The sequence below is a fragment of the Pedobacter sp. R-06 genome (assembly GCF_049913135.1).
Taxonomy (GTDB): domain Bacteria; phylum Bacteroidota; class Bacteroidia; order Sphingobacteriales; family Sphingobacteriaceae; genus Pedobacter.
This window is the reverse complement of record NZ_CP183977.1, coordinates 1,689,205-1,714,592: the sequence shown is the minus strand read 5'-3', so window position 1 is coordinate 1,714,592 and position 25,388 is coordinate 1,689,205. Positions and strand designations below refer to the sequence as shown.

The 25,388-nt window shown below is 38.6% G+C and carries 18 protein-coding genes; 10 read left to right on the top strand and 8 right to left on the bottom strand.

The features are described 5' to 3' along the window. The first annotated feature begins 311 nt into the window (after window positions 1–311). Window positions 312–518, top strand: a complete 207-nt coding sequence (locus ACN9MR_RS07080; RefSeq protein WP_426328914.1) for a hypothetical protein — start codon at window positions 312–314, stop codon at window positions 516–518. Between the two features lie 91 nt (window positions 519–609). Here ACN9MR_RS07080 and ACN9MR_RS07075 read toward each other — a convergent pair whose 3' ends face one another. The 3 genes from ACN9MR_RS07075 to ACN9MR_RS07065 all read right to left on the bottom strand — a co-directional run bounded on the left by ACN9MR_RS07075 (window position 610) and on the right by ACN9MR_RS07065 (window position 7,613). Beyond that, window positions 610–891: a SelT/SelW/SelH family protein gene (locus tag ACN9MR_RS07075; protein WP_426328913.1), complete on the bottom strand. Its 282-nt coding sequence runs from the start codon at window positions 889–891 to the stop codon at window positions 610–612. Window positions 892–1,240: 349 nt separating this feature from the next. Further along, window positions 1,241–6,079: a chemotaxis protein CheB gene (locus ACN9MR_RS07070; RefSeq protein ID WP_426328912.1), complete on the bottom strand. Its 4,839-nt coding sequence runs from the start codon at window positions 6,077–6,079 to the stop codon at window positions 1,241–1,243. Between the two features lie 4 nt (window positions 6,080–6,083). Then, window positions 6,084–7,613 (bottom strand): GAF domain-containing protein, encoded by a 1,530-nt coding sequence (locus ACN9MR_RS07065; RefSeq protein WP_426328911.1) that lies wholly within the window; start codon window positions 7,611–7,613, stop codon window positions 6,084–6,086. 337 nt (window positions 7,614–7,950) lie between these two features. On the opposite strand from ACN9MR_RS07065, the gene ACN9MR_RS07060 reads away from it, so the two are divergent. Next, a complete protein-coding gene (locus ACN9MR_RS07060) occupies window positions 7,951–8,370 on the top strand; it encodes an SRPBCC domain-containing protein (RefSeq protein ID WP_426328910.1) in 420 nt (139 codons plus the stop codon). A 49-nt stretch (window positions 8,371–8,419) separates the two neighbouring features. Here ACN9MR_RS07060 and ACN9MR_RS07055 read toward each other — a convergent pair whose 3' ends face one another. Then, window positions 8,420–9,529 (bottom strand): PepSY-associated TM helix domain-containing protein, encoded by a 1,110-nt coding sequence (locus tag ACN9MR_RS07055; protein WP_426328909.1) that lies wholly within the window; start codon window positions 9,527–9,529, stop codon window positions 8,420–8,422. Between the two features lie 3 nt (window positions 9,530–9,532). Further along, a complete protein-coding gene (locus tag ACN9MR_RS07050) occupies window positions 9,533–11,884 on the bottom strand; it encodes a TonB-dependent receptor (protein WP_426328908.1) in 2,352 nt (783 codons plus the stop codon). A gap of 176 nt (window positions 11,885–12,060) precedes the next feature. Between ACN9MR_RS07050 and ACN9MR_RS07045 the strand changes: the two genes are divergently transcribed. The 7 genes from ACN9MR_RS07045 (at window position 12,061) to ACN9MR_RS07015 (ending at window position 17,534) form a co-directional block, all read left to right on the top strand. Continuing rightward, a complete protein-coding gene (locus tag ACN9MR_RS07045; protein ID WP_426328907.1) occupies window positions 12,061–12,834 on the top strand; it encodes an SDR family NAD(P)-dependent oxidoreductase in 774 nt (257 codons plus the stop codon). Window positions 12,835–13,811: 977 nt separating this feature from the next. Next, entirely contained in the window at window positions 13,812–14,618 is an 807-nt protein-coding gene (locus ACN9MR_RS07040; RefSeq protein WP_426328906.1) for a phytanoyl-CoA dioxygenase family protein, read from the top strand. A gap of 4 nt (window positions 14,619–14,622) precedes the next feature. Further along, complete coding sequence (locus ACN9MR_RS07035; protein ID WP_426328905.1) at window positions 14,623–14,775, top strand: hypothetical protein; 153 nt, start codon at window positions 14,623–14,625, stop codon at window positions 14,773–14,775. A gap of 1 nt (window position 14,776) precedes the next feature. Beyond that, window positions 14,777–15,466 carry a CDP-alcohol phosphatidyltransferase gene (locus tag ACN9MR_RS07030; RefSeq protein ID WP_426328904.1) on the top strand — a complete coding sequence of 230 codons (690 nt, stop codon included), beginning with the start codon at window positions 14,777–14,779 and terminating at the stop codon, window positions 15,464–15,466. Beyond that, on the top strand, window positions 15,466–15,933 hold the full coding sequence (locus ACN9MR_RS07025; protein WP_426328903.1) for a GtrA family protein: 468 nt from the start codon (window positions 15,466–15,468) through the stop codon (window positions 15,931–15,933). Before ACN9MR_RS07030 ends, ACN9MR_RS07025 begins: the two co-directional genes overlap by 1 nt. A gap of 93 nt (window positions 15,934–16,026) precedes the next feature. Further along, a complete protein-coding gene (locus ACN9MR_RS07020) occupies window positions 16,027–16,212 on the top strand; it encodes a hypothetical protein (protein ID WP_426328902.1) in 186 nt (61 codons plus the stop codon). A 284-nt stretch (window positions 16,213–16,496) separates the two neighbouring features. Next, window positions 16,497–17,534 (top strand): IS110 family transposase, encoded by a 1,038-nt coding sequence (locus ACN9MR_RS07015; protein ID WP_426325144.1) that lies wholly within the window; start codon window positions 16,497–16,499, stop codon window positions 17,532–17,534. A 428-nt stretch (window positions 17,535–17,962) separates the two neighbouring features. Here ACN9MR_RS07015 and ACN9MR_RS07010 read toward each other — a convergent pair whose 3' ends face one another. The 3 genes from ACN9MR_RS07010 to ACN9MR_RS07000 all read right to left on the bottom strand — a co-directional run bounded on the left by ACN9MR_RS07010 (window position 17,963) and on the right by ACN9MR_RS07000 (window position 22,970). Beyond that, on the bottom strand, window positions 17,963–19,054 hold the full coding sequence (locus tag ACN9MR_RS07010; RefSeq protein ID WP_426328901.1) for a phosphotransferase enzyme family protein: 1,092 nt from the start codon (window positions 19,052–19,054) through the stop codon (window positions 17,963–17,965). Between the two features lie 112 nt (window positions 19,055–19,166). Then, window positions 19,167–20,516, bottom strand: coding sequence for a Gfo/Idh/MocA family protein (locus ACN9MR_RS07005; protein ID WP_426328900.1), 1,350 nt, complete (start codon window positions 20,514–20,516; stop codon window positions 19,167–19,169). Window positions 20,517–20,642: 126 nt separating this feature from the next. Continuing rightward, window positions 20,643–22,970: a beta-galactosidase gene (locus ACN9MR_RS07000; RefSeq protein WP_426328899.1), complete on the bottom strand. Its 2,328-nt coding sequence runs from the start codon at window positions 22,968–22,970 to the stop codon at window positions 20,643–20,645. 603 nt (window positions 22,971–23,573) lie between these two features. Here ACN9MR_RS07000 and ACN9MR_RS06995 point away from each other — a divergent pair. After that, complete coding sequence (locus ACN9MR_RS06995; RefSeq protein ID WP_426328898.1) at window positions 23,574–25,388, top strand: type VI secretion system Vgr family protein; 1,815 nt, start codon at window positions 23,574–23,576, stop codon at window positions 25,386–25,388.

Below are 25,388 nucleotides of genomic sequence, written 5' to 3'. Positions count from 1 at the left end.
AATATGAAGCAAGCAGTTTTTTTCTGAATAAGGAACATAGAGAAACCGTACCGTGGTATGCATGGCAGGAAACGAATATACATATTTTCCTAAAACTCGGCTATCGGTAATTATTAGGATTAAATAGTAAAAATAGTAAGATTTCTTTTACATTAAAGACAGTCCTATCCTTTCCTATCTTTATATTTTTTCACCTATACATCAACAATTCCGCTACAAAACCCATTCATTTACAGACAAAATCTGTATTATTTATCATTACACATAAACGTGAAATGTACATTTTGAGACAAAAATCCTATCTAAAAAAAATGTATTGGCTTATTTTTGTTACTATGACACATATTGATGCATTGACTCCCATCAGCAGATTAGAACAATTGAAGGTTGGCGATCTTATTTCTGACACATGGGGCAGTTCTGGCGCCATTAAAACTATTGAAGTTTTAAAAGGCAGAACTTCTTTAACCTATTATTTCAGAATTAAATCAGGTAAACTGATCTTGGCTTTAAGATAACAATTTACCAAAATCTGTTCGCGATCTAAATAATGATGTAGTCTACCAACCATTCGATCAATTATTTAGGATCCTTAAACTAAAATGTCGGCTATTTAACATCAGAGTGCCCAAGGTTCATGGTTGGGTTCACTTCATCCCGAATAAGCTGCTTTAATTCTTTAATTTCAGGAAAACGTTGCACCTGCTTTCTATCGAAAATTAGTTTCTCGTTAACATGCACAGTAAAAACACCCGATGTTTCACTCGGAATTAAAGTTACCCCCTTTACCTCGCTTACAAAAGTGGTTAAAATTTCTTGTGCCATGTAAGCCGAACGTAGCATCCAGCCACATTTAGGGCAATAGGATATATTAACAAGTGGTTTCTCCATTTTTATTTTTTACAAGGGTACAAAAAATATGGAGGGATGAAAAATGGAAGATGTTAAACAGGTGCTAAAACCAATTAAGCATCTCACCTGCAGAGGTGTCTTCTCTTTTGTTTTTTGATGTAAAACTTTTCGTCATTAATTTCGGATTCAGTCAAAAAATATTGAACAAAATGAACTAAACAAGTTCGCCGCTTAAAATGTTGTCAAAAGAGAAAAGGGTAGCCACATCCATGTTTACCCCTTTCTAATTACTCCCGTGTTAGAGGAACTATAATTACATCAATGAGGCAATTTTTGTTTGCTTCAGCTAGATAATCATACAACACCAGTCTTAAAACAGATACTGATTCTACTGTTTATCTTTTAACGGAATTTTAAACCAGAATACAGAACCTTCGCCTTCTTTGCTGTTAACACCGATTTCGCCTCCGTGGCGTTCAACAATTTCGGCAGAAATATATAAACCAAGCCCAAGCCCCGAAAAGCTATAGGAAGAAGCTTCTACACGGAAAAACCTGTCGAAAACAAATTGTGCTTTATCGTTAGGTATTCCAATTCCAAAATCCTGTACCGAAACCAACAGATAATCATCCTCTGCTTTAGACTGCACTATAATTTTATCCGCATTAGGAGAATATTTGATTGCATTGGAAATAAAATTGCTTAAAACCTGTTCAATACGATTACGATCGGCATACACCTGAACATCAGCAATATCCTGTATAATGCGGTGTTCATTCATGCTTTCCTGTAAACCATCAATAGCATCTTCAATAACGCCAGCAATATTGAATTCAGAGAAATTGAAAGTCATTTTGCCAGCTTGTATCTTGGTTACATCCAATAAATCTTCAACAAGCGCAGTCAATTTTCCAATCTGACGGTTCGCCTTATCTACAAACTCATAAATTTTCTCAAACTTCTGCTGTTCGGCCATCCTCAGCGCAAACTGTAAAAAGCCCTTAATACTGGTAATCGGTGTTTTTAACTCATGACTGGCAATACTCATAAACTCATCTTTGCGGTGCATAAGCTCTTTAGTAGCCTGTTGTGCTTTCATTAAATCGGTTACTTCGAAACCAAAGAAAGCAATGCCATCAATTTGCCCCTGATCAGAAAAAACTGGATTTAGGATAATATCAAACCACTTTTCTACCGAATTTCCTGTAGCACGGTTTACCTGGTCGATCTTATAAGCATTGGCGACATAAGTTTCGCCTGTTTTCATCACATTTTTCTCTATTTCCAGCAACTCGGGTGATTCGAACTTAGAACCATTTCCAATCCTTGAGCGGCCAATATAATCGGATCCGCCATCGAAAGTTTTAAAAGCTTCGTTGACAAATTCGTACTTGAGGTCTTTACCTCTACGGATGGTGATTAAAGCTGGTGCATTTTTAAAAATGCTATAAAACTCGTCTTGTTGTTTCTTGATCAGCTTTTGAAGTTCGCTGCGTTTTTTCTCGGTATGTTTTTGCTTACTGATATCGATAACATAAGTAATTGCCCCGTTCTGAACATCTTCGTCTAACAACGCCGAACCAACCAAAACATCTACAGGAACGCCCGCTTTGTTAAGGTATTGTTTTTCGAATGGTGGGCAGAAACCTTTTTCTTTTAATAATTTATGCGATATTTTGCTTATCGGCAAAAAAGCTTCCGGTGTAATCTCCATCCAGTTAATATTTCCATCTTCGAAATCAGATCGCGAATAACCTAAAAGTTTTAAAAAGATATCGTTAGCATCTTCTATCCGCCCGGTTTCAATATCGCTAAACAAAATTCCGATTACATTCGATTCGAATATCTTTCTAAACTTGCGTTCTGTCGAGTTCAATCTCACCTCAGTATCTACCAGTTTTGATATATCTACCATAGAACCAACCATACGGTAAGGGGTATGCAGATTATCTAACAGGATACTTCCGCGGTCGAGCAATGTAGCATAACTGCCATCTGCTTTTTGTAAACGATACTGGGCCGTCCACTGGGTTTTGTTATGGTTAATGGCTTCATAAACACTCGCTTTAACACGCTCACGGTCATCGGGATGGATTTTATCGAACCAAAATGCGATATTTTCGGTGTGTGCATCTTTCTGATAACCGAACATAGAGGTGAAATTGTCGCTCCGCCACATGGTGTTATGGGCTAGATTCCAGTCCCAAATGGTATCGTTTGTGGCATGCGACACCAGATTGAAACGTTCTTCACTTTCTGAGAGTTTCATGGTACGCTCTTTCACTTTCAGTTCGAGATCGGTATTGAGTTGACGCAGGTTCTCGCGCGTGCCTAAAAGTTCGTTATAATTCTTTTTCAACTTATGTTCAACCATTTTTTGCTGACTGATATCGGTTAATGTAGCTACAAAACCATCAGACATTTTTACCACAATTAGCTGTAACCATTGTTCTTTAGAAAACTGAAGTTCTGTTTCGAGCACCTTGCCGTTTTCTACCACACTCACGTATTTGTTAAAAAGATTATTTACAGTAAGCTCAGGAATCATTTTCATCAACCTGGCTCCGGTAAGTTCCGATTTGTTCTTCTTTAAAATACTTAGCGCCGAATCGTTATAGGTGCTGCACTCAAAATCTACAATAAAATGTTTAGCATCTCTCACAGCTTTAAATGCCAAAATCCCATTGAGGCTCGCATTAAAAACACCGCTTATGATATTGTTCAGTTCTGTAATTCTGGAAATATCTACAAAAGAGATTACCACACCATCTGCCCGCTTATCTTTTCTTAAATAAGGCATTACACGCATCAGGCATCGGGTATTATTTTTCAGTTGTACTTCCTTTTCGATTACATGCCCATTAAGCAGCACCTTTTTAATATCGCTGATTAGATTTTCTGCCTTAATATTGTTCGAAATATGTTCTATAGACCTGCCAACATCAGATTCGATAAGATTCACCATACTTACTGCCGCAGGATTAAACTTGCGGATAAACATTCCGGCGTCGAGAAAAATCTGACCAATATCGGTACTCCTAAAATAATTATCCAAATCATCATTTAGTTCGATCAGTTCTTTGATCTTTAACTGGTGTTCGGTATTTAGGGTATGTAATTCCTCGTTTAATGATTGAAGTTCCTCATTGCTGGATTGTAGCTCTTCGTTGGCAGAAAGGAGTTCTTCGTTGCTCGATTGGAGTTCCTCGTTGGTGGTTTCCATTTCTTCTACAGCCAGCTGCAGGTTCGAGCGGGTTTCGTTAAGTTCGGCCTCCAGTTCAAATACATATTCAGATTGGTTGGCATCATGAAAGCCTGAAAGAACAAATTCATCCTTTTCGGCAACTATTTCTGAAACATGTTCTGCAAAAACTACCATGGTAAAACCATTGGTATGAACCGGGGATGCTGGTATAATGGAAATATCTACAAAAATATCTTTAGTAATCTGTTTAAAACGGATCTTCTTTAATTCAATCTTTTTATTTTCTTTCCAGGCTTTCCGCAACCCGGTATTGAGCACGATAGATACCTCCCGTGGTACCATCTTTAAAATATTGAGTTCGATACTTTGTTCAGGAAGCGATAAATATTGACGGTAATCGCCAACAGCATCCTGCATGATGTACGCTTTATCAATAAATACCGCAACATAACCCAGATCTGATGAAAGAAAATCGACCAAACGTTTTTCTAACGGACTTTGTAGCGCATCGGTGTTACCGACTTTTTTACGTTCCTGGCCAATTGCAGCCTTAGCACCCGTATTATAGGTATTGTAAGAGGAATAATTGATTTTTCCGGTTTTTTTATAGATTTTCGATTTACCCGAAACTTCTGTTAAACCAGCCTTCATGGAAGAAGCAGTTTCGCTCGATCCCAGAAACAGATATCCATTTGGCAGCAGGGAGAAGTGGAATATGGAAAGGATTTTTTCCTGAAGAATGCCGTTTACATAAATGAGCATGTTTCTACAGGTAACCAGATCATTTTTAATAAAAGGAGGCGATTTAATTACGTCATGTTTGGCAAAAACAACCTGTTTGCGCAGGCTCGCAACAACTTTAATATGCTTCCCTTCCTGCACGAAATACTTCTTAAAAAGTTTAACGGGTATTTCGTTTTTTACAGACACCGGGTATTCGCCACGAGAGGCAATCTCAATACTTTTTTCATCAATATCAGAAGCGAATATTTTAATCTCGATCTTTTTGCCCGACCGGACAACGCAATCGTCTACAAGTGCCGCAATAGAATATGCCTCTTGCCCCGTACTACAGGCACAAACCCAAATTTTGATTACATCGCCGTTTTCTTTCCGATTAACAATATCTTGGATGGCGAACTCATTAAGCTGTACGAAAGCCTGCTCATCTCTAAAAAATTTAGTTACGCCAATCAGGAAATCCTGCGCTAAAATCTTTACTTCATCAGTATTGTTATGCAAAAAATCGACATAACGGTCGAGTTTTTTTATACCTCTTTCGTTCATTCTCCGGCCAATACGCCTGATAATAGTAGGGGTTTTATACAGGTTAAAATCATTACCACTAATGTTGTGTACCAGTTTAAAAACCTCGTCGAGCAGCTCTTCATTAACTTTACCATTTTCAAGCACTTTAACAGGCTCTTCATTTACATAGCTAAAAAGTTCTTCCTGCATCCTCGAAGGAACCATTATATGATCTGCATTGCCGGATGCGATGGCTGAATTGGGCATACCATCAAATTTGGCAGACCCCGGATCCTGAACAATAACCATCCCACCGTTTTCTTTTATGCTTTGTATGCCTTTGGTACCATCGGTACCAGTTCCTGAAAGGATAATCGCAATTGCTTTCTCTTTTTTATCTTTTGCCAGGGTATGTAAAAAATGATCGATTGCAGTATTAGGTGCCTTAATCTGCGATTTATCAGCAAGCTTAAGTCTCCCCCTAACCAAAGTCATAAGTTTATTATTAGGAATGATATATACACAATCCTGTTGGATGGCCATATCATTTGCTGCTTCGAACACCTTCATATGGGTGTGCTTTCCTACAAGCTCTACCAATAAACTTTTATAATCGGAAGAAAGGTGCTGGATCACAACAAAAGAAAAACTCGAATTTGCCGGCATGTGGTCAAAGAATTCATGAATGGCCTCCAAGCCACCGGCAGATGCACCAATGGCAACAATGTATTTATCGTAACGCTTATTCAATGCTGATTCCTGCTTTTTTTCCATTAAGCTAATTGTAAAGTTGCTTTGTTCTAAATTCAAATATAAAATTCCTTAAGGATTCGGCTATTTCCAGTTCATTATTGCTCCAGGGCAACGATTGTCCATAAACGGTTTGTAACCAAAGCTTAAACGAATTTCGCGGGTGATAGTTTTTGCCATCTTTATCAAATTTGATCACCTGCTCAGGATCGCCCCCCCATTTGATCTGCTGTATTACCTCAGGCCTGAAACAGATGATATAATCGCCATTCCGGCCGTCAATCGGGATAACCAAAATCCCGCTTCCAAATTTTTCATATGCTTTCGCTTCCTCATACACCCCACTCAAATGATCACTGGTATATACCTTTTCAGTTTCTTTTCCCTCAAGCCATAACATCAGGTTATATACTTCACTTTTATCAGGTACATCTCCACGTGATTCGATTCTGTTACCCATCTTCACTACCACTCCGCCTGCATTAAACAAAGAAAGAATATTTAAGTTTTCATCGTCGAGCAAGCCTTCGATAATGTCATCTTTCGAATAAATAAGATCAGTTATTATAGTTCGTTTTTCAAGTCTGAAAGCAGACTGCTGATAATCTTCCTGGCTTAATATGGCCGTGATGCGATTGGAAATTTCTACCGAAAGCCATTCGAAAAGATAGCGCATATCTACATTCGGATGTTTTGGTTCGATATGATGACATGAAATTAGCCCCCAGAGTTTGTCGTGATGCAATACCCTGATTGACATTGATGCGCTCACGTTCATATTCTGCATATATTCCAGGTGTACAGCTGCAACACCGCGTAAATTACAATCAGATAAATCGATAAAGGCATTGGTTAAAGGGTTGATAACAGGAAACAATCTAACAGGTTTATACGCGCGGTTAGAAATAAGTCTGAAAGGATTTTTAAGGTAAAGTGCTCTTGCTTGTTTAGGTACGTCAGAAGCCGGAAAAGTTTGTCCAAGATAACTTTCCAATGTCCCCGAAATTTCCTCTGCAACTACCGTCCCGTTCCAGGCAGAATCGAACTGATACATTCTTACTCCATCGAAACCTGAAACCTGACGTAACTGCTTAATGGCAACATTGCACACTTCCTCCAGCGTAGAGGCACTCTCCATGGCAGAAATAAACTGTCTTACTTCTTGAAAAACATCTGAAAAACTTTTCTGGCCATCCTTTAAAGCAGTTTCTATTTCCAACAAGGTATAGTCATTTTTAACATGAATCAAACCACTGAAATTCAATTGATTATCATCACTACCAAACATCAGATTAACTGGAATTCTGTCTTTTGCGTCTCCTTTAATCAGTTTAGTAATATTATCTACGTCTTGTTGGCTAAACCATTGCGATAAATGTTTATCCATCATCTGCTCTGGTGCCTCATTTGTAATTGTACTTAAGTTTTCGCTGATTTGTATAACATTCAACGTTTTATTATCCAGTACGATTAAATATCCATAATCCTGAATGGAATTAATGTGGTGAATTGGTAAATTTCCGCAGAATTCTGCATCATAGTTTCGTTTATCTGACATTTCGGACTATTCATTTATGGAAAATCTAATACTTAGGAAAAGCAAAAGATTTCATTCTTAACAATTATAAGGCCAATTAAATCCTCATTTAGGTTAAACTTCTTCAAATGGATTATTAAGCGCATTATGCAACTAAAATATAGATTAGGAGCTTTACTGAAAGAAAAACAATAAAAATAATACCGTTAATACAACCCGTAGGAATGTTATTTTATATTCAGGCTGAAATCCAAAAATATTACACATCAATAAATTACCCGAATAGCCTCTTATTTGTCTTTAATGGCCACCTAAAAGCAGACCATGAACAGTTAATTTAGAATATAATTTAGCCTATATGAACAAAAATGCTTTAACAGCCAGTATTGAGATAAATCAACCGGTTAACCTGGTATGGAAAATCTGGAATGAACCCGAACACATCATCAAATGGAATGCTCCATCAGACGAATGGATCAACAAGAAAATTGAAAATAATCTGGTAGAAGGAGGTGGTTTTTTATATGTTATGGCCAAAAAAGACGGAACCGAAAATTTCGATTTTAAAGGAACCTACACCGAAATTATTGAATATGAGCGAATTGCTTATACATTAGACGATGATCGGAAAAGCCTGATCACCTTTACAGGAAACAACCCCGTTACGCTTACCGAAATCTTTGAGCCCGTTGCAAACCTTGATTTAACCATGCAACAGGAATTCTGCCAATCGGGACTCAACCAGCTTAAAGCATATGCTGAGCAGCTTAATAAATGACTTCAGGTTTTAACACAGAACTGGTTTCACTGCGATTTAGATACTACGTTTACTTTGAGGTAAGAATAGCTTTGGCTTTTCTGGGCTTTTTCCTTTTCTTCCACCAGATGATAAAGCCAGTAATCGGCAAACTCGCCGCAACCAAAGCCGCTATAAAAGAAAGAATTTTATTTGGTAATCCTAAAAGCTTACCTGTGTGGAGATCGTAATTGGTGGCTTCTATTAAATCGGCCCCGTTAAAATCTTTATACAGTTTAGCCCTGATCATTGTGCCTGTAGCTTCCTCATAAAAAAAGGTATTCTGGTTGCGTGCCCAACGGTAGGGATAAATCATTCTTAATCGCAGTTCGCCTTTACCACGCAGCGAAAAACTAGTGGAAATAGCTCCTGGGTATTTAATTTTAGCTTCAGTATAAATTTTATTGTAACGTACAGGTACCGGATCGATGTGTGTAGGTTTGGCTAAAATGATCGCTTTGCCTTGTCCTAATTTGCTCCCGGTAAAAAAGCTAGCTGCATTTTTTACCTCCTTAAAAGCAAAATACAAACCACTCAAAGCAGTAATCAATAGCACAACCGATGCATAAAAGCCCAATACGTTGTGCAAATCGTAATTTAACCGTTTAAACGAGGCTTTTCTTTTAATGGTTAAAGATTGTTTTAATAATCGCATTTGACCAGGAAACCAGAGTACCAGTCCCGTAATCAGCATCAGCACAAAAATAACCACCGACCATTGCATGATAAACTTTCCTGTTTTTCCCAGCAACAGAGAGGTATGGATATGCTCTACAACTTGAAGCCAATCTTCGCCACCTTTTTTTACCAAGGCGGCATTATAAGGATTAAAATAATAAACAATACCTTTTTTGGTGGTAATTTCTACCGTTGCATTTGAAAACCCATCTTCAATTCTGACTAGCCTTAGCTCGTCTTTGGGTGATAACTTTTCGAAATTTGAAATGATATGATCTAAACCTATAAAAGGCTTCTGTTGAAGCGCAACATAGCGAAAATCTTTTTGTGTAAAATCTCTGATTTCTTCTTCAAAAACATACAATGCGCCAGTTACACTAATAATAAATACAACCAGGCCAGTCGCCAGGCCGAGCCAGAGATGAATGTTCCTGATGGTATTTTTAAAATTCCTGTTCTTCATTGTTTAAAAAGCGTAGCCTAGTGATAGGTTAAATCTGCGACCATTCCCTCTCACATAATTTACATTGCTGCCATAAAATTGAGAAATGGCAGGATAATAAACCTTGTTCAATAAATTCTCTACACCTACCGATAGTTTTAAAGGCTGTGTAACCTGATATACTGCTGCAACATTAAATAAGTTGAAGGCTTTTACCGGACCTTCGCCAATTAAATATTTACCTGTCGCATTGGTTTTAAAGCGGTCGCGATTTCCCACACGCATCCAGTTTACATCCAAACTTAAGTTTCTAATACCTGAATATTTAAGGTAAACGGTGGTTTTTGATGGTGGGATACGGGTTGTGTTTAAATATACATCTTTCTCTCCGTTAAAATTACCATCATCATCTACGTCGCCTTTTCCTTCTACCTGTGCGTAATTACCACCAATGCTCAAATCGCGTAGAACCTGATAATCTGCCTGGATTTCAAATCCATATACGCGCTCGGGAATACGTTGAGAGATGTAAGTTCCATTAACTTCTAAAAGATTGGCACCCAGTTTAGAAGTGCTGTAATAATAAGCAGCACTGAAATTCAATTTACCTATGGTACTGCTAAAACCAGCTTCGTAATTGTTTACGATGATTGGTTTAGTTTCTAACTGCGATAAGGTATTGCTTTTTGCTGCCCTTAACACCCTTCCCAGCTCGAACACCGAGAAAGATTGTGCATAGCTGATAAAAGGATTAAAAAACTTGAATTTAGAATAACGAGCGCCAGCATTAAATACCAAAGCATTGTAATTTAATTTACCGCCCTGCACCGCTATACTTCCTGCACCGTTTGCACCGGTAGCCAGGGTATTAAAATCGTCTACATCAATGTTAATATTTTCTACCCTTAAGCCACCCTTTATGGTTAAATCATTAATGAAAGTTGCAGAGGCCTGTAAGTAAGGTGCAAAGTTCACCATATTCATATTAGGTACCCACAAACGGCCATCTGTTAAGCTTTGAGCAGTTTTATCGTTCATTAAATCCAAGCCATAGTTCAATTGCATTGGTAACCGATCTGCAATGTTAAAAGGTGTATTCAGGTTTACCCTTGCACCCTTTTTTGTTGAAGTAATGGCCGATTGGCCACTGCCGAAAAATGATGCTGAGTTAGAATAAATGGTATAAAAGTCCTGATAATATACATTGGCTGTTAAATCTGTTTTACCGAAAATCTGCTGATTGGTGTATTGTAAATTGGCATTATGGTTAAACCTTGTTCCTTCATCTTCGCCCAGTCTTGTTCCATAAATACCAATAGCCGGCGATTGACCATAAACGCCTTCCTTGGTTAAATATTTAGAATGCTGTCTGGAACTGAAATAATTATACATCACCTGCAAACGCTGTTTTGGAGTAAAGTTATATCCCAGTTTTACAAAGCCATTGTAAGATTTAGTCTCCCCTAAACCATACTCAGGCGAAATTACCATGCCTTCAGCATCGCGGAAAACGCCGGTTTTTTCGAACATACCACTTACCAGGTAATCGAACTTACCTGTTTTGCCGTAAAGCTGTTGCGAAAAGCGGTAACCTATGGTGCTATCGCCTTTTAAGTTTCCTGTAATTCCGGCTTGAGAATAACCTCCGAATGATTTTCCTTTATCGGCTTTTTTAGTAATGTAATTAATCAAACCACCTTCTGCACCATTACCATAAATGGCAGTGGCACCTTTAATAACTTCAACACGCTCTATAACCGAAGGATCGATACTGCGGATATCCCTTCCTCCTGCCCTTAATGGAGTAGATTGCGGAATACCGTCAATTAATACCAAAACATTTCTACCGCGCAAAGTTTGACCAGAGTTACCCGTTTGGTTGGTAGAAAAACCCAATCCGGGTACGCTGTAAGATAGTATATTGGCTAAATTCGGACTAATTGTAGATTGTGTATTTAATTCCTTTGCTGTAAGCACCGTTACCGAAGATGGTGTTTGCGACAAAGATTCAGGTCGTCTACTTGCCGAAACAATTACATCGTTAAGTTCTGAGCGTTGCTCTTTTAAAACAAAAATTACCTGAACTGTATCGTTTGCAGTAACCGATACGGCCTGTTCCAATTGATCGTAACCAGTAATCGAAATACTGATCTGTTGGTTTCCTGCCGGAACATCCGTTAACTTAAATGCACCGTTTTTACCTGAAGTGGTTTTAAGATTTTGTTTTTTAACCTGTATGTTGGCAAACGGTATGCTGTTCCCTAACGAATCGACAACTTGTCCAGTAAGTGTGCCCTTTCCTGTTTGCGCAAAGAGGGGAATTGTGGATAAAAGAATAAGCGTAGCGGCGAAAAATTTTATGTATTGGAGTTTCATGCAATTTTTAAATTTCGGCAAAGCTAGCATTATTTAGACTTGTTAAAAATAATAACTCAAAAAAGATACCTACATGGTGTTTAATCATTCATCATTTTAAAATAAATAAGTCATAAGATTTAATTTATCTGATATTTGCGTTAAACCGTTTGTAGTAAAAAATGTTGGAAACAAAGATGAAGTACGCACTGATAACCGGAGCCAGTAAAGGTATTGGAAAATCTATGGCCATTGCGCTGGCCAGGAGAAAAATCAACTTGTTGCTTATTGCCCGTTCAGGTGGTGAATTAAGCGCTTTACAAACAGAGATCAAAAACCAATATAGTGTTGAAGTAGATATCTTGTCAATCGACCTTAGCCAGGCTCAAGCTCCAAAAGCAGTATACAATTGGATAACAGAAAAGAATTACGCCATTAATATCCTGATTAATAATGCAGGTTATGGATTATGGGGAAAATTTGAAGAACTGGATTTAAGTGCCCAGTTAGAAATGTGTCAGTTGAACATGACTACGGTAACTTCATTGTGCCATTTATTGCTTCCAATCCTTTCAACAGAAAAAAAAGCTTATATACTCAACGTTTGCAGTACTGCAGCCTACCAGGCAGTACCAACTTTGGCCATTTATTCGGCGACTAAAGCTTTTGTTTTATCTTTTACAAGGGCTTTGAGGTTCGAACTTAAAGATGGTCCGGTTTCCGTAAGCTGCCTGAGTCCAGGCCCTGTTGATACTGGTTTTGCTCACCGGGCTGGACTGGACGCCTTTAACAAAATGGCCGAAAAGTTTAACATGAGGCCTGAAGAGGTGGCTGAAATAGCGCTAAGAGGAATGTTTGCCAAAAAATCTGAAATTATTCCGGGTTTTACCAATATCATCAGTGTATACGCCAATAGGATTCTGCCAAAGGGATTTATCGAAAAAATGGCCGCAGGGATTTATAAGACTTAAAAAGTCCGAAAGTCAGGGGTCAGAAGTCAGAAGCTTTGAATGTAAAAAATACTTTTTTCATTAATATTTAAATTGTCTGATGGTAAAATCGAATTCCTGAGATGGCTAGAAATAGCTATAATACTATTTGGTGGTTGTGCAGTCAGATGTTTCCATCTGACTGATTGTATACCCTCATTTCCATAAATTATCCTGGTTGATGTATGAGTGTCGGATGGTAACATCCAACACCACAGATATAATACTATTGGTTGTTTGGAAAGGAAAGGGCAGTTATTCTTGGCGGTTTGCAGTCCTGCTTTTGGTACAAGTCCCGATGAAAAATCGGGAGCTTTTCCCGTCAATCAGGTTTAGGAACAGAGGTGAGTGCACTATACAACCCTAAAAATGAAATACTGTTTAGGCCATCTAGCCCCGATTGAAGCGCTACCCTACAGCAAGGAGGCACGACGAAGCGAAGCGTATAAGCGGAAAACGGGAACAAAATAACCTATTACTACTGCAATTGCGCTCCAAATACTAAAAGATCTATTTCAATTTGATAACAGATCTGATTTTCAGCTAGTAGCATCTAATATCATGAGGTTGTGCAGCTGATGTTTTCATCAGACTGATCATATACCTCATTTCCATAAATTATCTTGGTTGATGTATGAGTGTCGGATGATAACATCCAACACCACTATTAGCAGAATTACAATAAAACGGCTCCAACGTCCTTTATTTGCACAGCTCTACCCTACCGCAACCCCCTCCCAAAAAAAAATATTTTAAAAAATTTCAAATAAAATTCTTTGGAATATTAAAAATATGTTACGTTTGTATTAAATACTACTAATTCTATAGACTATGTCGAATAAAACAAACGCGTTTTATTTTCCTCCAGTACCGAACCACTCGCCCATGCGAATGTGCTGTTGCTGCGCATAACTCTACCTCCAATTTATCTTTTTCCTAAATCTTTTAAATTTTTACACATGGCCACATCGTATCCAACCTTTACCTTATCTGAAAAATTAACACAAGAACAGCTTGATTTTTTTAATACAAATGGGTTTATCCATTTCAAGAATTTCATCAAACCCGAAACAGTTTCTTCCATTATCGACGCTTCTAAACAAGTAGAACAAAAATGGATACAGGAAGATATTAAAAAAATAAACGGCGTACCAATTAAATACGGAAAAGATCTTGATGGCTCAGCAATTGTGCAACGGTTTGCTTTTATTAACCAACAGCATCAAACGCTAAGTGGCCTCTTATTGGATCCACGCTTTAACGCATTGCTTCAATTGGCTGGCGATGGCGCACGTTTAGGTACTGAAGAAAAAGACGGTATGGTATTTAACCACTACATTAACGGACCAGAAAGCAAATTCAGTAAAATGGGCTGGCATACGGATGGTTTAAGAGATATTTTCTACGGCACTAAACTGAATCCGATGCTAAATGTAGGCATTCATCTGAGTACCTTAAAGCCTGAAAATGGTGGATTAAAAATTATCCCTGGCACCCATAAACAAAGTATTTACCAAATGCTCTTTCGCAAAAAATATTTTCTGGATAATAAACCTGATGCTGAAGAGGTATCGATATTGCCAGAAGCAGGAGATTTAACCATCCATGATGGAAGACTGTGGCACAGGGTGGCAGAATCGGCCATTCGAGGGGAGGAAAGCAGAAGACGTGTAATCTACATTCCAATTATTGCTGGTAAGTATGCCCCAAAAAATGAGAATAGTCCAACAGTATTTTATCAGCGCTTCGCCGGAATTGTAAAATAAATTTATGTTATTTGCCCTATTGTTTACTTACCTGGTCAGATCGGGGAAGCTAAAGCGAATGGCTGATTATTCTAAAGGTATTCCGAAGAAGATCAGTTTAAAATTTTACCGACCAGAAACAGCTGTTCTCTTTGGCGTAATTTTGATCGGCACTTAAATTGGAGGCTATTATTAAACTAAAAGAAGACCATTTAGATGGCAAAAGGGTATTTGCAGACCGCGAAAGGACAAATATTTTAAGAAAAGTCGAACAGGCACTGATCTTATTTTTGCTTCAAAGGGTTCCTACGTGGATTACACCCAATACGATGACAGGGATTGGCATGTTCGGATCACTGATTGTGTTTTTAAGCTTTATTTTGGCTGGTTTTTATGCGAAAAGTTATTTGCTGATCGGAATATTTGGTTTTATGATCAACTGGCTTGGCGATTCGCTCGATGGCCGATTGGCGTACTTTCGTAAAATCCCACGGAAATGGTATGGCTTTGCACTCGATATTGTGATGGATTGGCTCAGCATTATTCTGATCGGTTTGGGCTATTATTATTACGCTGATGGTAATACACAGATTTTCGCATTTCTTTTTGTGGTATTGTACGGTTGGTCGATGATTATTTCTCAACTGCGTTATAAAATTACAGGCTTTTACCAAATTGATTCTGGCTATTTAGGCCCAACAGAATTACGCGTAATTATTTCGCTTATCTTAATTGCCGAAACCTTATTTACCGGGGCCATTACTTATTTCGCTATTGTTATGGTATCGCTGTTATTGGTGCTCAATATTATCGATACGTTTAAACTTTTGAAAGCCGGAGACGTTAAAGATAAGGAGGAGAAGCTATAATGACCTGGGCATCTGTTAAACTTTTCCTCAAAGCACAGGTATCGGCTTTTTCTGGTGGCGTTACTGATTATGGTTTAATGATTTTGCTAACAGAATGGTTGCATATTCATTTTACCATTTCCATCTTGATTTCTGGCACCATGGGTGGGATGGTTAACTTTTGCATTAACCGTTTCTGGGCATTTAAAAGCAACGATGGTTATTGCAGTTCTACAAGCGGCCAGTTGATCCGGTTTTTCACCGTGGTTTTGGGGAGTATTTCACTAAAATCAGCTGGCACCTACTTATTGCACCGAAGTTTAAATCTGGATTATAAACTTGGCAGGCTTTTAATCGATAGCATTGTTTCTTATGGTTTTAACTATCCGCTAATGAAGTATTGGGTATTTAAAATTAATAAGTTAGGCGTCTATGAAACAGAAGAAGAAGATTATTTTGAAACAATTGGCGAAGAACAGCGGGCTTAATGGCTTGCTTCTACCCTTTCACAACCAGTTTGGTTTAACCTATCAAACGTTTGCGCTTTATTTGTTAAAATAAAGCTATTTTGAGCAATTAGTTTGAAATTATTTTTTCCGCTCTATGCCGCGGGGCATGGTAGTTTTTCGCAAATCACATTGTTTTTATTTGTGCTCAAGAATGCTGGCGCATTTTGGAGCGCCAAAGTACCCAAAACGCTTTGTCAATCCGGCAAGGTGGCTCCTCACCGCCAACGCTCATCAAAAAAACAGCAGCACTTTGTTTAATCAGTTTTTGTTTGTGTTTTTTTGGCTGATTGAGTCCTCCTATGTTTGTTCTCAAATCGAAAAAGAGATAAATTAGAATACTTAAGTGAAAAAGAGTGAGAGTGGATCTGAGCCTAAACAGCTTTTATATAGCATGTTCTCCCGAAGATAGCACCTCACTCTTTCTTGTCTTTTAGAGTCTGAACAGAATGTAAGGCGTACATATGTTGATGTATAGCCAGGATACCCAATCAGGAGAGAAGATGAAGGGAGACAACTCACTTTTGCTAATTTAATTAAAATTTATGGCAGAAATTGTAAAACAGGTTGTAGGCATTGATGTAGCACAAAATGAATTAGTGGTCTCGCTCGGCAGGATGAACCACGACACAGGCGTTGATATATATGCCTATAAAATATTTGCAAATACTGTAGCCGGTTTTGGCAGCCTTACCTCATGGGTTGAGAAAAAGACGGTGAAAGATGTTAAGGTACGATATGTAATGGAGGCAACCGGGGTTTATCATGAACATTTGGCTTATTATCTTTCAGATCAGGAAAAACAGATCAGTATTGTACTTCCAAACAAGATCAGCAATTATTTTAGAACATTGGATGTAAGGACAATTACAGACAGGACCGCCTCGCAGGCGATATGTCAGTTTGGACTGGAACGGAAACTGGAAGACTGGTTACAACCAAAAAAAATATTCAGAAACCTTAAGCAACTTACCCGTGAAAGAGACCAGCTAATCGCCGATAGAACAGTACTGAAAAATCAGCTACATGCCGAGATGTCGGAGAAATTCCCAAACCAGGGCAGTATAAAAAGAATATCCAAGCGTATCCAGCTCATCAATAAACAGGAACTGGAGATCAAAACCGAGCTTTCCAAAACCGTAAAAGAGGATGCAGAACTGGTTAAGAAGATAGACCTTATCACATCAATACCTGGGGTAGGTAAATTAACGGCCATAATTGCCCTTGCAGAAACAAATGGATTTGAACTGATAAAAAACAAAAAGCAACTGATAAGTTATAGCGGGCTTGATGTAAGGCTAAAGGAATCTGGAACCTCTGTAAAAGGAAAACCAAAGATATCCAAAAGAGGTAACAGGCATTTAAGGAAAGCGATGCATATGCCGGCAATAACAGCCATAAGGCACAATGCAAACCATAAAGCGATATTTGTACGCCTTGTGTCCAAACACGGGATCAAAATGAAGGCAGTGGTGGCCGTACAAAAAAAAATACTCGGACTTATATATACCATATACAAAACCAATAAACGCTTTGATATTGACTATAATAAGATCGCGATAGAAGAGGTAATAAATGGTTAGAGCAGCCATTAAAAAATGAACTGCCCTAATGAAGCTAGCTTAGAGCTGCCTTTAATAAATAAAGTTAAAAATTATTTGCGTATAAACACAGAATCTTCGGGGTTTGTGTTCAATACCCCTAAAAGCTTTGAATCAGCACTAATGAACACAAAACCACTGCGTTTAAGGTTTGGTAGTACTATTTGTTCTTTTCTGCAACTGTTTTTTTGATTCTCCTGCCACTTGGGATTGACTGCGTTCTTGGGTAAAACCTATGGTTTATTAAAGGAAGCTAGCAAAACGCCTAAAACTGTTCCTAAAAGATGTGTCCAGACCATGGGCTTTTGCAGGAAAAATGATGCTTTTTTTGAAATCTACTTAATAAAGGTAAGAGGAATGTCCAGCCCAAACGATGAAGCATAAAAACTGAACACCTTACCTTTACCTTATTAGTTTAATATTGTTTTAGCGTCACTTACTCTATTTTCATTAATCTTCTTAATAATCTCTTCAAATTTCGATTCTTTGGCAATGTACTTATTCAACAGATCGATCTGATTTAAGCCCCTCACCAGGTTGTGCTCAGCATAATTCGTTTTATAGTAAATGTCGCCGTTTAAGAAATCGGCTATAAACCTTACCGCCTGCATGTAAATCATAAATTTACCCGAATAAATAAAGAACTGTTTTTCGGTAAAGGCCAAAACCTGGTCCATTTCTTCCATGTAGCCTTTATGTATTGCGGCAAATACGTCTTCTCTAATGGCTATTTTGCTAAAATCCTTTTCTTCTTCATTGGCTTCTGAGAGATAAGTACGCATCATATCACCCACATCGCTGATAAAGTATCCGGGCATTACGGTATCTAAATCGATTACGCATAAGCCTACTCCAGTTTCGGCCTGTAATAATACATTGCTGATTTTGGTATCGTGGTGTACCACACGTAAATTAAGCGCACCGCTATCTACCATGTGTACATACTGTTCTTCTATTTCGTAATGTCTGATAATCTCTTCTATAGCAAACTTTGCCTCATTAATCCTTTCATCGCTAGCTTGTTCTAAAGCTTTTTTAAACTGCTCTACACGTAAGGGCAGGTTATGAAAATCTTCGATAGTGGGCTTTAATTTTTGTACGTTGAAGGCGCAAAGCATCCTGGTAAATTTACCAAACTGTTTAGCAGCATGATAAGCCTGCTCAGGCTCATGCACAAAATCAATAGAGCAAGAATTTTCCACAAATGGAAAAATCCTGTAAAAATGATCGTCAATAACCACAAAATCATCTCCATTTGCAGCCGCAATTGGGGCAACAAATAAATATTTAGGGGCTGTTTGATCAAGATATTTTTTTATCGTCTCAATATTTTGAGCAATATTTTGAGGCTGGCGAAAAACCTCCGTATTTACCTCTTGCAAGATATAGGCTAATTTCTCACTATAAACTTTCCAGGTATGGTTGATTAGGCCCGAGCCGAAAGGTTCAATTTTAAATTTTTCTGCGTTAAGTCCATAAGCACCTAAAACTGCTTGAAACATAAGATGTTAATATATATTTGAATAAAAATGCTTCAGGAAACCATTTGATCAACCTGAATAAAGTTGCGTATTAAATATGCGGGTACGCCATAAGCAATACCCGCAATCGAGACTAAAAGCCGCTATCGTCTAAAGCGAAAGTATTTTTTCGATCTTTCCATTTTCCTTTTGTAAAATCAGGGAATTTTTGTGGCATATTTCCTTCTTTTAACGATTTGGTAGAAAGTGGCGTAATTACACTCATTGTAACTGAATCATAAACATCAATAGGTGTTTGTTTTTTCTGTTTTACCGCCTGGATAAATCCATTAAATACAAACCAATCCATACCACCGTGACCAGCACCTACAGCTTCTGCTTCATATTTTTTCCAAAGTGGGTGATCGTATTTAGCAAACCATTCATCAGCTTTATCCCAGGCATGATCTTTCGATTTATGCTCAATGTGCACTGATTTGTTTACATCCATCCATAGACCTTTTGTTCCCTGCACCCTGAAACCGATAGAATATGGTCTAGGCAAGTGGGTATCGTGACTTAACATTACCGTTTCGCCGTTTGCACAGTTGATCAATGTAGTGGTTACATCACCGTTTTTATAATTGATTTTGGCATTAGGGTGGCCCGGCGACATTTCTTCTACGTAAGCGGCCAAACCTCTTGCTTTAGAACTGAACGATACCAGGCTGGTAAAGCTATTTCCCCTGTTAATATTAGCATATTGCATTAAAGGGCCAACACCGTGGGTTGGATATAAATCGCCATCCTGATCGATGTTGAACTGCGTACGCCATTGTGCCTCGCTTAGTGCTTTTGGCCCAAACTCTACCCCACCACCATAATAATCTTTACCGTTATTAAAAAGTACGTTTCTTAAGTTATGTTGGTAACCACCTTCAAGGTGCACCAATTCGCCGAACAAACCTTGTCTAACCATGTTTAATGCCGCCATTACATCTCTACGGTAACAAACGTTTTCTAAGGTCATGTAAGGCATTCCTGTTTTTTCAGAAGTGTTTACAATATCCCAGTGATCTTGAACACTTAAACCTGCAATTACCTCGCAACCTACATACTTACCAGCTTTCATGGCATCAACTGCCTGGTCGCGGTGAAACTGCCATGGCGTTGCAATAATTACGGCATCAATATCTTTACGGTCTAAAAGTTTTTTATAAGCATCTAAGCCACCGGTATATTCTGTTGCTGCAGGTCTACCTTTTTTGGCAATAAAATTACGGCAGATTTTAAGTGAACTTTCCTGGGTATCGCAAATTGCAACAATTTCTACATCGTCTCTTAATGCGCCTTCAGAAATATGGCTCATACCACGTGCACCCACACCGATATAGCCTAATCTTACTTTTCCACTGTCTGATGATGCGAATAAACTTCCGGTTGGCAGGATGGTTAAACCAGCAGCCGTAAATGCACCATTTTTGATAAAATCTCTACGTTCCATTTGTGTTATTTAATATTTATTGTTTAGTTTTTTAATTGATCCGGTTAATACTGAACAAACGTTTTACTTGCTATTCTTTCGCACTTTTAAACACCAAAACCCATTTACTTACAGCGCATTAATGGGCTAAAGGTTTTTAAAAAGTTTTTGGTTAAAATATAATCTGTAATCTTTAATTCTTCCATTGGCATTATCCTGTCTGGGTAATAGCTTTAATTCCTTTATGGTGTAGTTTTTACCCAGGTCTATTACGATCTGATGTGGTGGCTTTGGCGATTTAGATTCCCATTGTGTGTGCCATATGCTGGTAAACTGCAAATCGAAAACATTTGCGGCATTTCCATCATCGCCACCCAGTTCTTCACTATCGGCATATACTATTTTCCAGTCGCTGCGCGGAATTTCGTTCCCCTTATCATCAAGCAGTACAATCTCTGCAACCGAGGTATAAGGCTGTCCTTTCTGTTCAGATAATGCTTCCAAACAAAAATAACGGGCGGTTACAGGTTTAAAACTAACCTGCTGCCATTTGTTATCGTTCGCAAAGCTGCCTTCGGCATAAGGTTGCTGTGCATCAGAAACCCATTTCTGGTTATCTTTTTTGTGCAGCTCGGGCTGTTTTTCGTTCACTACATCCAAAATGGGTTTATCTAAAAAGCTCAATGCCGGTTTTTCGGTTCCGAAGAGGTCGAACACCACCACTTCATTTTTCCCTTTTTTGAGCCAGCTGCCCGGTACAAGCATGGTTTGCGTTGGGCCGATATTCCAGTACCTGCCCAAACACATTCCATTTAACCAAACTAAACCTTTATTCCATTTACCCATATCGAGGTAAGTATCTTCTAATTTATCGGCATTAAAACTTCCCTTATAAAAAGCAGCTGCAGCAGGCTGATTGCCAATTTTTTCGTAACGGAGCGGAATATTTACCTCACCAAGCCTGATGGGATAATTTTTCCAGCCCTTTAAAACAGTCTGTTTTCCATTTTCCGTTAAGTATACCTCGCCATGGATCCCTTTCCGATCGTGCATCTGGTAACCGTAATTTACCCTGCCCGTGGCTTCTACCAAAACCCTTAATACACTTTTGCGCAGGCGGGCAGGAATTTCGATGCTGAATTTATTTTTTCTCCTATCCAGTTCGCCAATCTTTTTACCATCTATATATACCAATGCATAATCGTGAATGTCTTTAAACACCAGGTTCGATTTTTGGCCCGCATTTAAATTAGCTTCATACACCACACAACCAAAATCCTGGTCTAAATCTTCCATCAACATGGCTGTATCGGCTAAAACAGGCTTAGGCAGGTTTTTGGATAATATGGCGATTGAACTGAATGTTACTGGTTGTAATTTCTGGATCTTGTTTGTCGCAGGTACATCGGGCAATACCTCCCCCTCCTGAAGGTAATTGGCAAATAACTTGCGGATGGCGTAAAACTTTTCGGTTGCATTTCCGGCTTCATCAATAGGTGCATCGTAATCGTAACTGCTGGTTTGTGGCAGGTAAGGCGGTGCATTGGCGCCACTGTAAGTACCAAAACTTGTTCCGCCGTGCGCCATATAAATACTAAACGATGCTTTATTATCGAGCATGTATTTTAACTCGGCCACAATGCGCTGGGTATCGCCTTTGTGGTGCGGCCTGCCCCAGCTATCGAACCAGCCCGGGTAATATTCGCCGCACATTAACGGCCCTGTAGGCTGTATGGCCCTTAAGGCTTTAAAATTAGCTTCTGGTCCGCTGCCAAAGTTTACCACCGCGAACAAACCTTCAGGGTGGTCGTTTTTTAACTGCGAAGGCCCATCGCAATGAAATAAAGGAACAGTAAAGCCAGCTTCGTGTAAATTGGCTTTAATGATGTTCATATAATCTTTATCGTTGCCATAACTGCCGTACTCGTTTTCTACCTGCACCATAATAATGTTGCCACCGTTGCTAATCTGCAATGGGGCAAGCTGCTTGCCTACGGCTAAAAGGTACTTTTTGGCCCTTTCTAAAAAATAGTGATGTTGTGTGCGCAAACGGATGCTCTTATCTTTTAGCAGCCACCAGGGGAAACCGCCAAACTCCCATTCGGCACAAGAATATGGCCCTGGCCTTAATATCACGTACAAACCCACCTCTTTTGCCAGTTTACAAAATTCGGCAGCATCGCTCTGCCCTGTCCAGGTAAACTGATCGGGCTGTTTTTCGTGTATATTCCAGAATAAATAAGCACAAACTGTATTTAAACCCATGGCTTTGGCCATTTGCAAACGTTGTTTCCACTCTGCTTTTGGTATACGGGCAAAATGCATTTCGCCACAGCGTATTACATACGGCTTGCCATTAAGCTCAAAAGATTCGGCACCTATTGCAAAGGTGTTTTCTTTTTGGGCCCAGCCATTAATAGATAAGCCTATTAACAGCCCTAAAACAAGTGTTTTTGTAAGCAAATGGATACGCATTTGTTTTGGTTTTTTTCGGTTTTGTTGATTTGTATTTTTTAAAAGTAGAACAAGCAAATGAGCATTACAACATAAATATCAGCGCAAACGATTGACTAATTTTTGCGTTACCAATTATTCAAGCCCAAAGCAAATGATCTATTTACTGCGCTTATTTAAGCTGTGCTGTAATGCCTTTGCTGCATACGCCTATTGCCTGGCAAATGGTAACTAAAGCTTTTCGCCTACCCTATTTTATCACTATTTAAAAGGCTTTACATTTTAACAAAGGCCATACTGTAGAATTAATAAAAATATGAGGAAGTATTTCCACAAGGGTAGCGCGAAATGGGGAAACAACGTCAGCAAAACTCCTTTCGTTTACTCTATAAAATTATACTTGCTTCTCTTCAGCAAAACACTTAAAAACAAGCTCTAGAGGTGCTTAGGATGGGTTTCATCTTATAAAACCCATGGCTTAGCAAGCGCTTGCCTATTAAACATTAACGCAATATTAAAATTTGGTTAAACTTTTGTCTAATAAGTTTGTGAGCGGGTAGCCATCAGCAATAAAAAGAAGATGAGCATTCGTGTTTAAGTTATTGTTTTTCTAATAGCCTTTATATGGAAAAAAAACTCATCACCGAAATCAATATAGAAGACAAAGCCATAACACACTTTGATTCATTCGATCTGGAGCAACAATTTAACGGGCATCATTATTTCGAGCTTCGGTTTAAGCAGAATCAGTTTGGCTTGCCCAGTTTAATCAATCTTGACGATAGCCGCGATTTTGTAGGCAAAACACTTACAGCCTCATTCGGATATCAGGTTAATAGACTACAAGAATTTGCTGGTTTGGTTACCAAGGTAGAACTCGCACAGAACCATGGCTACCATGGCGTTTTAGTTGTAAGTGGCTATAGTCCTACTATTTTAATAGACCGTGGCCCAGATTTGGGTTCTTACTTAGATAAAGATCTAAATGAAATTGTAGCCCTAGCCACAAAAGATACCTCAGTAAATGACCTTAAAATTATATGCAATGCCAGCAGGAAAAAACCTGTCGATTATCTTATTCAATATAAAGAAAGTGATTTTGAATTTCTGAACCGCTTATCGGGCGAATATCATGAATGGTTTTTCTACGATGGTAAACAGCTCAACTTTGGCAAACCAGATGAGCAGAAAGAAGTAACGCTTTTTTATGGCCGAGACGTACAAAGTCTTCAATATGGCATGGAAATTTCACCGATCAAGCATAAACGCTTTATGTATAACTCTAAACAGGATGAAATGCTACAATGTGAAAGCATAGGCATAACAAATGGCATACCCGATCTTGCTCATGCTATACAAGCTTCGAACCGCACTTATAGTAAAACATTTAACCAACCCTCGCTCATCCGTGTAGATAATAGTGACGACATTAAAAGCCATGTAGAGAATGAAGAAAAAGCGACCATATCAGAACTTCTAAAAATCAGTGCAACAGGAGATAATGCCGAACTAAGTATTGGCAATATTGCTGAAATTGCCATGAGTGTTAGGCAGGAATATGCTTTTATAACCGAAAGCCTAGGTAAATTTCTGGTTACCAACATTCATCACCGTATAGATGCTGCAGGCAGATACCAAAATACATTTACAGGCTTGACAGCCTCCACCGAACGCATCATGGTAAAGAACTATAAAAAGCCAAACCCAGATATATTGTTGGCAGATGTAATGGATAATAATGACCCCGAAGGGCAAGGCCGGATCAAAGTAAAGTTTAAATGGGAATGCCTAACGAATGATATCACCGAATGGCTGAGGGTAATTGCCCCAGATGCAGGAAGTAGTGAGCAAGTAAATACAAACAGGGGGTTTGTTTTTATACCTGAAGTTGGAGATCAGGTTGCCGTAACTTTTGAAGAAGGAAATATCGCCAGACCAATTGTGTTGGGCAGTGTGTTTCATGGTGTTAACGGCGCCGGTGGTTACGAGTATAATCATTTAAAAGCAATTGCAACCAGAAGTGGTCATTTAATAGAATTTAATGATGCTGTCGGCACCGAAACAATTACCATTACAGATAAAAACCGGAACATTATACGCTTTGATACTAGTGCAGCGAGTATTGAGATTTCTGCTCCCGAAAATATTAGTATCCGGGCTAAAAATATAGATATCAATGCCGAACTAAATGTATCGATATCTGCTGGAGAACATATCTACAGCAACGCAGGCGGAAATATAAGCGGCAATGCAGGTGAAAATCTTTCTTTAATGGCCGAAAACATTACCATGGTAGCTAATGATAGTATTAATAAAACCGCTACACATATCGAAAAAACCGCCGAACAGATTAATCTGAATAGTACCCAAGAGAATATTGAATTTCATAGTGCCAAAGAGATCGTGAATAAGAGCGGTAGCAAGGTTAAATTATTTTAA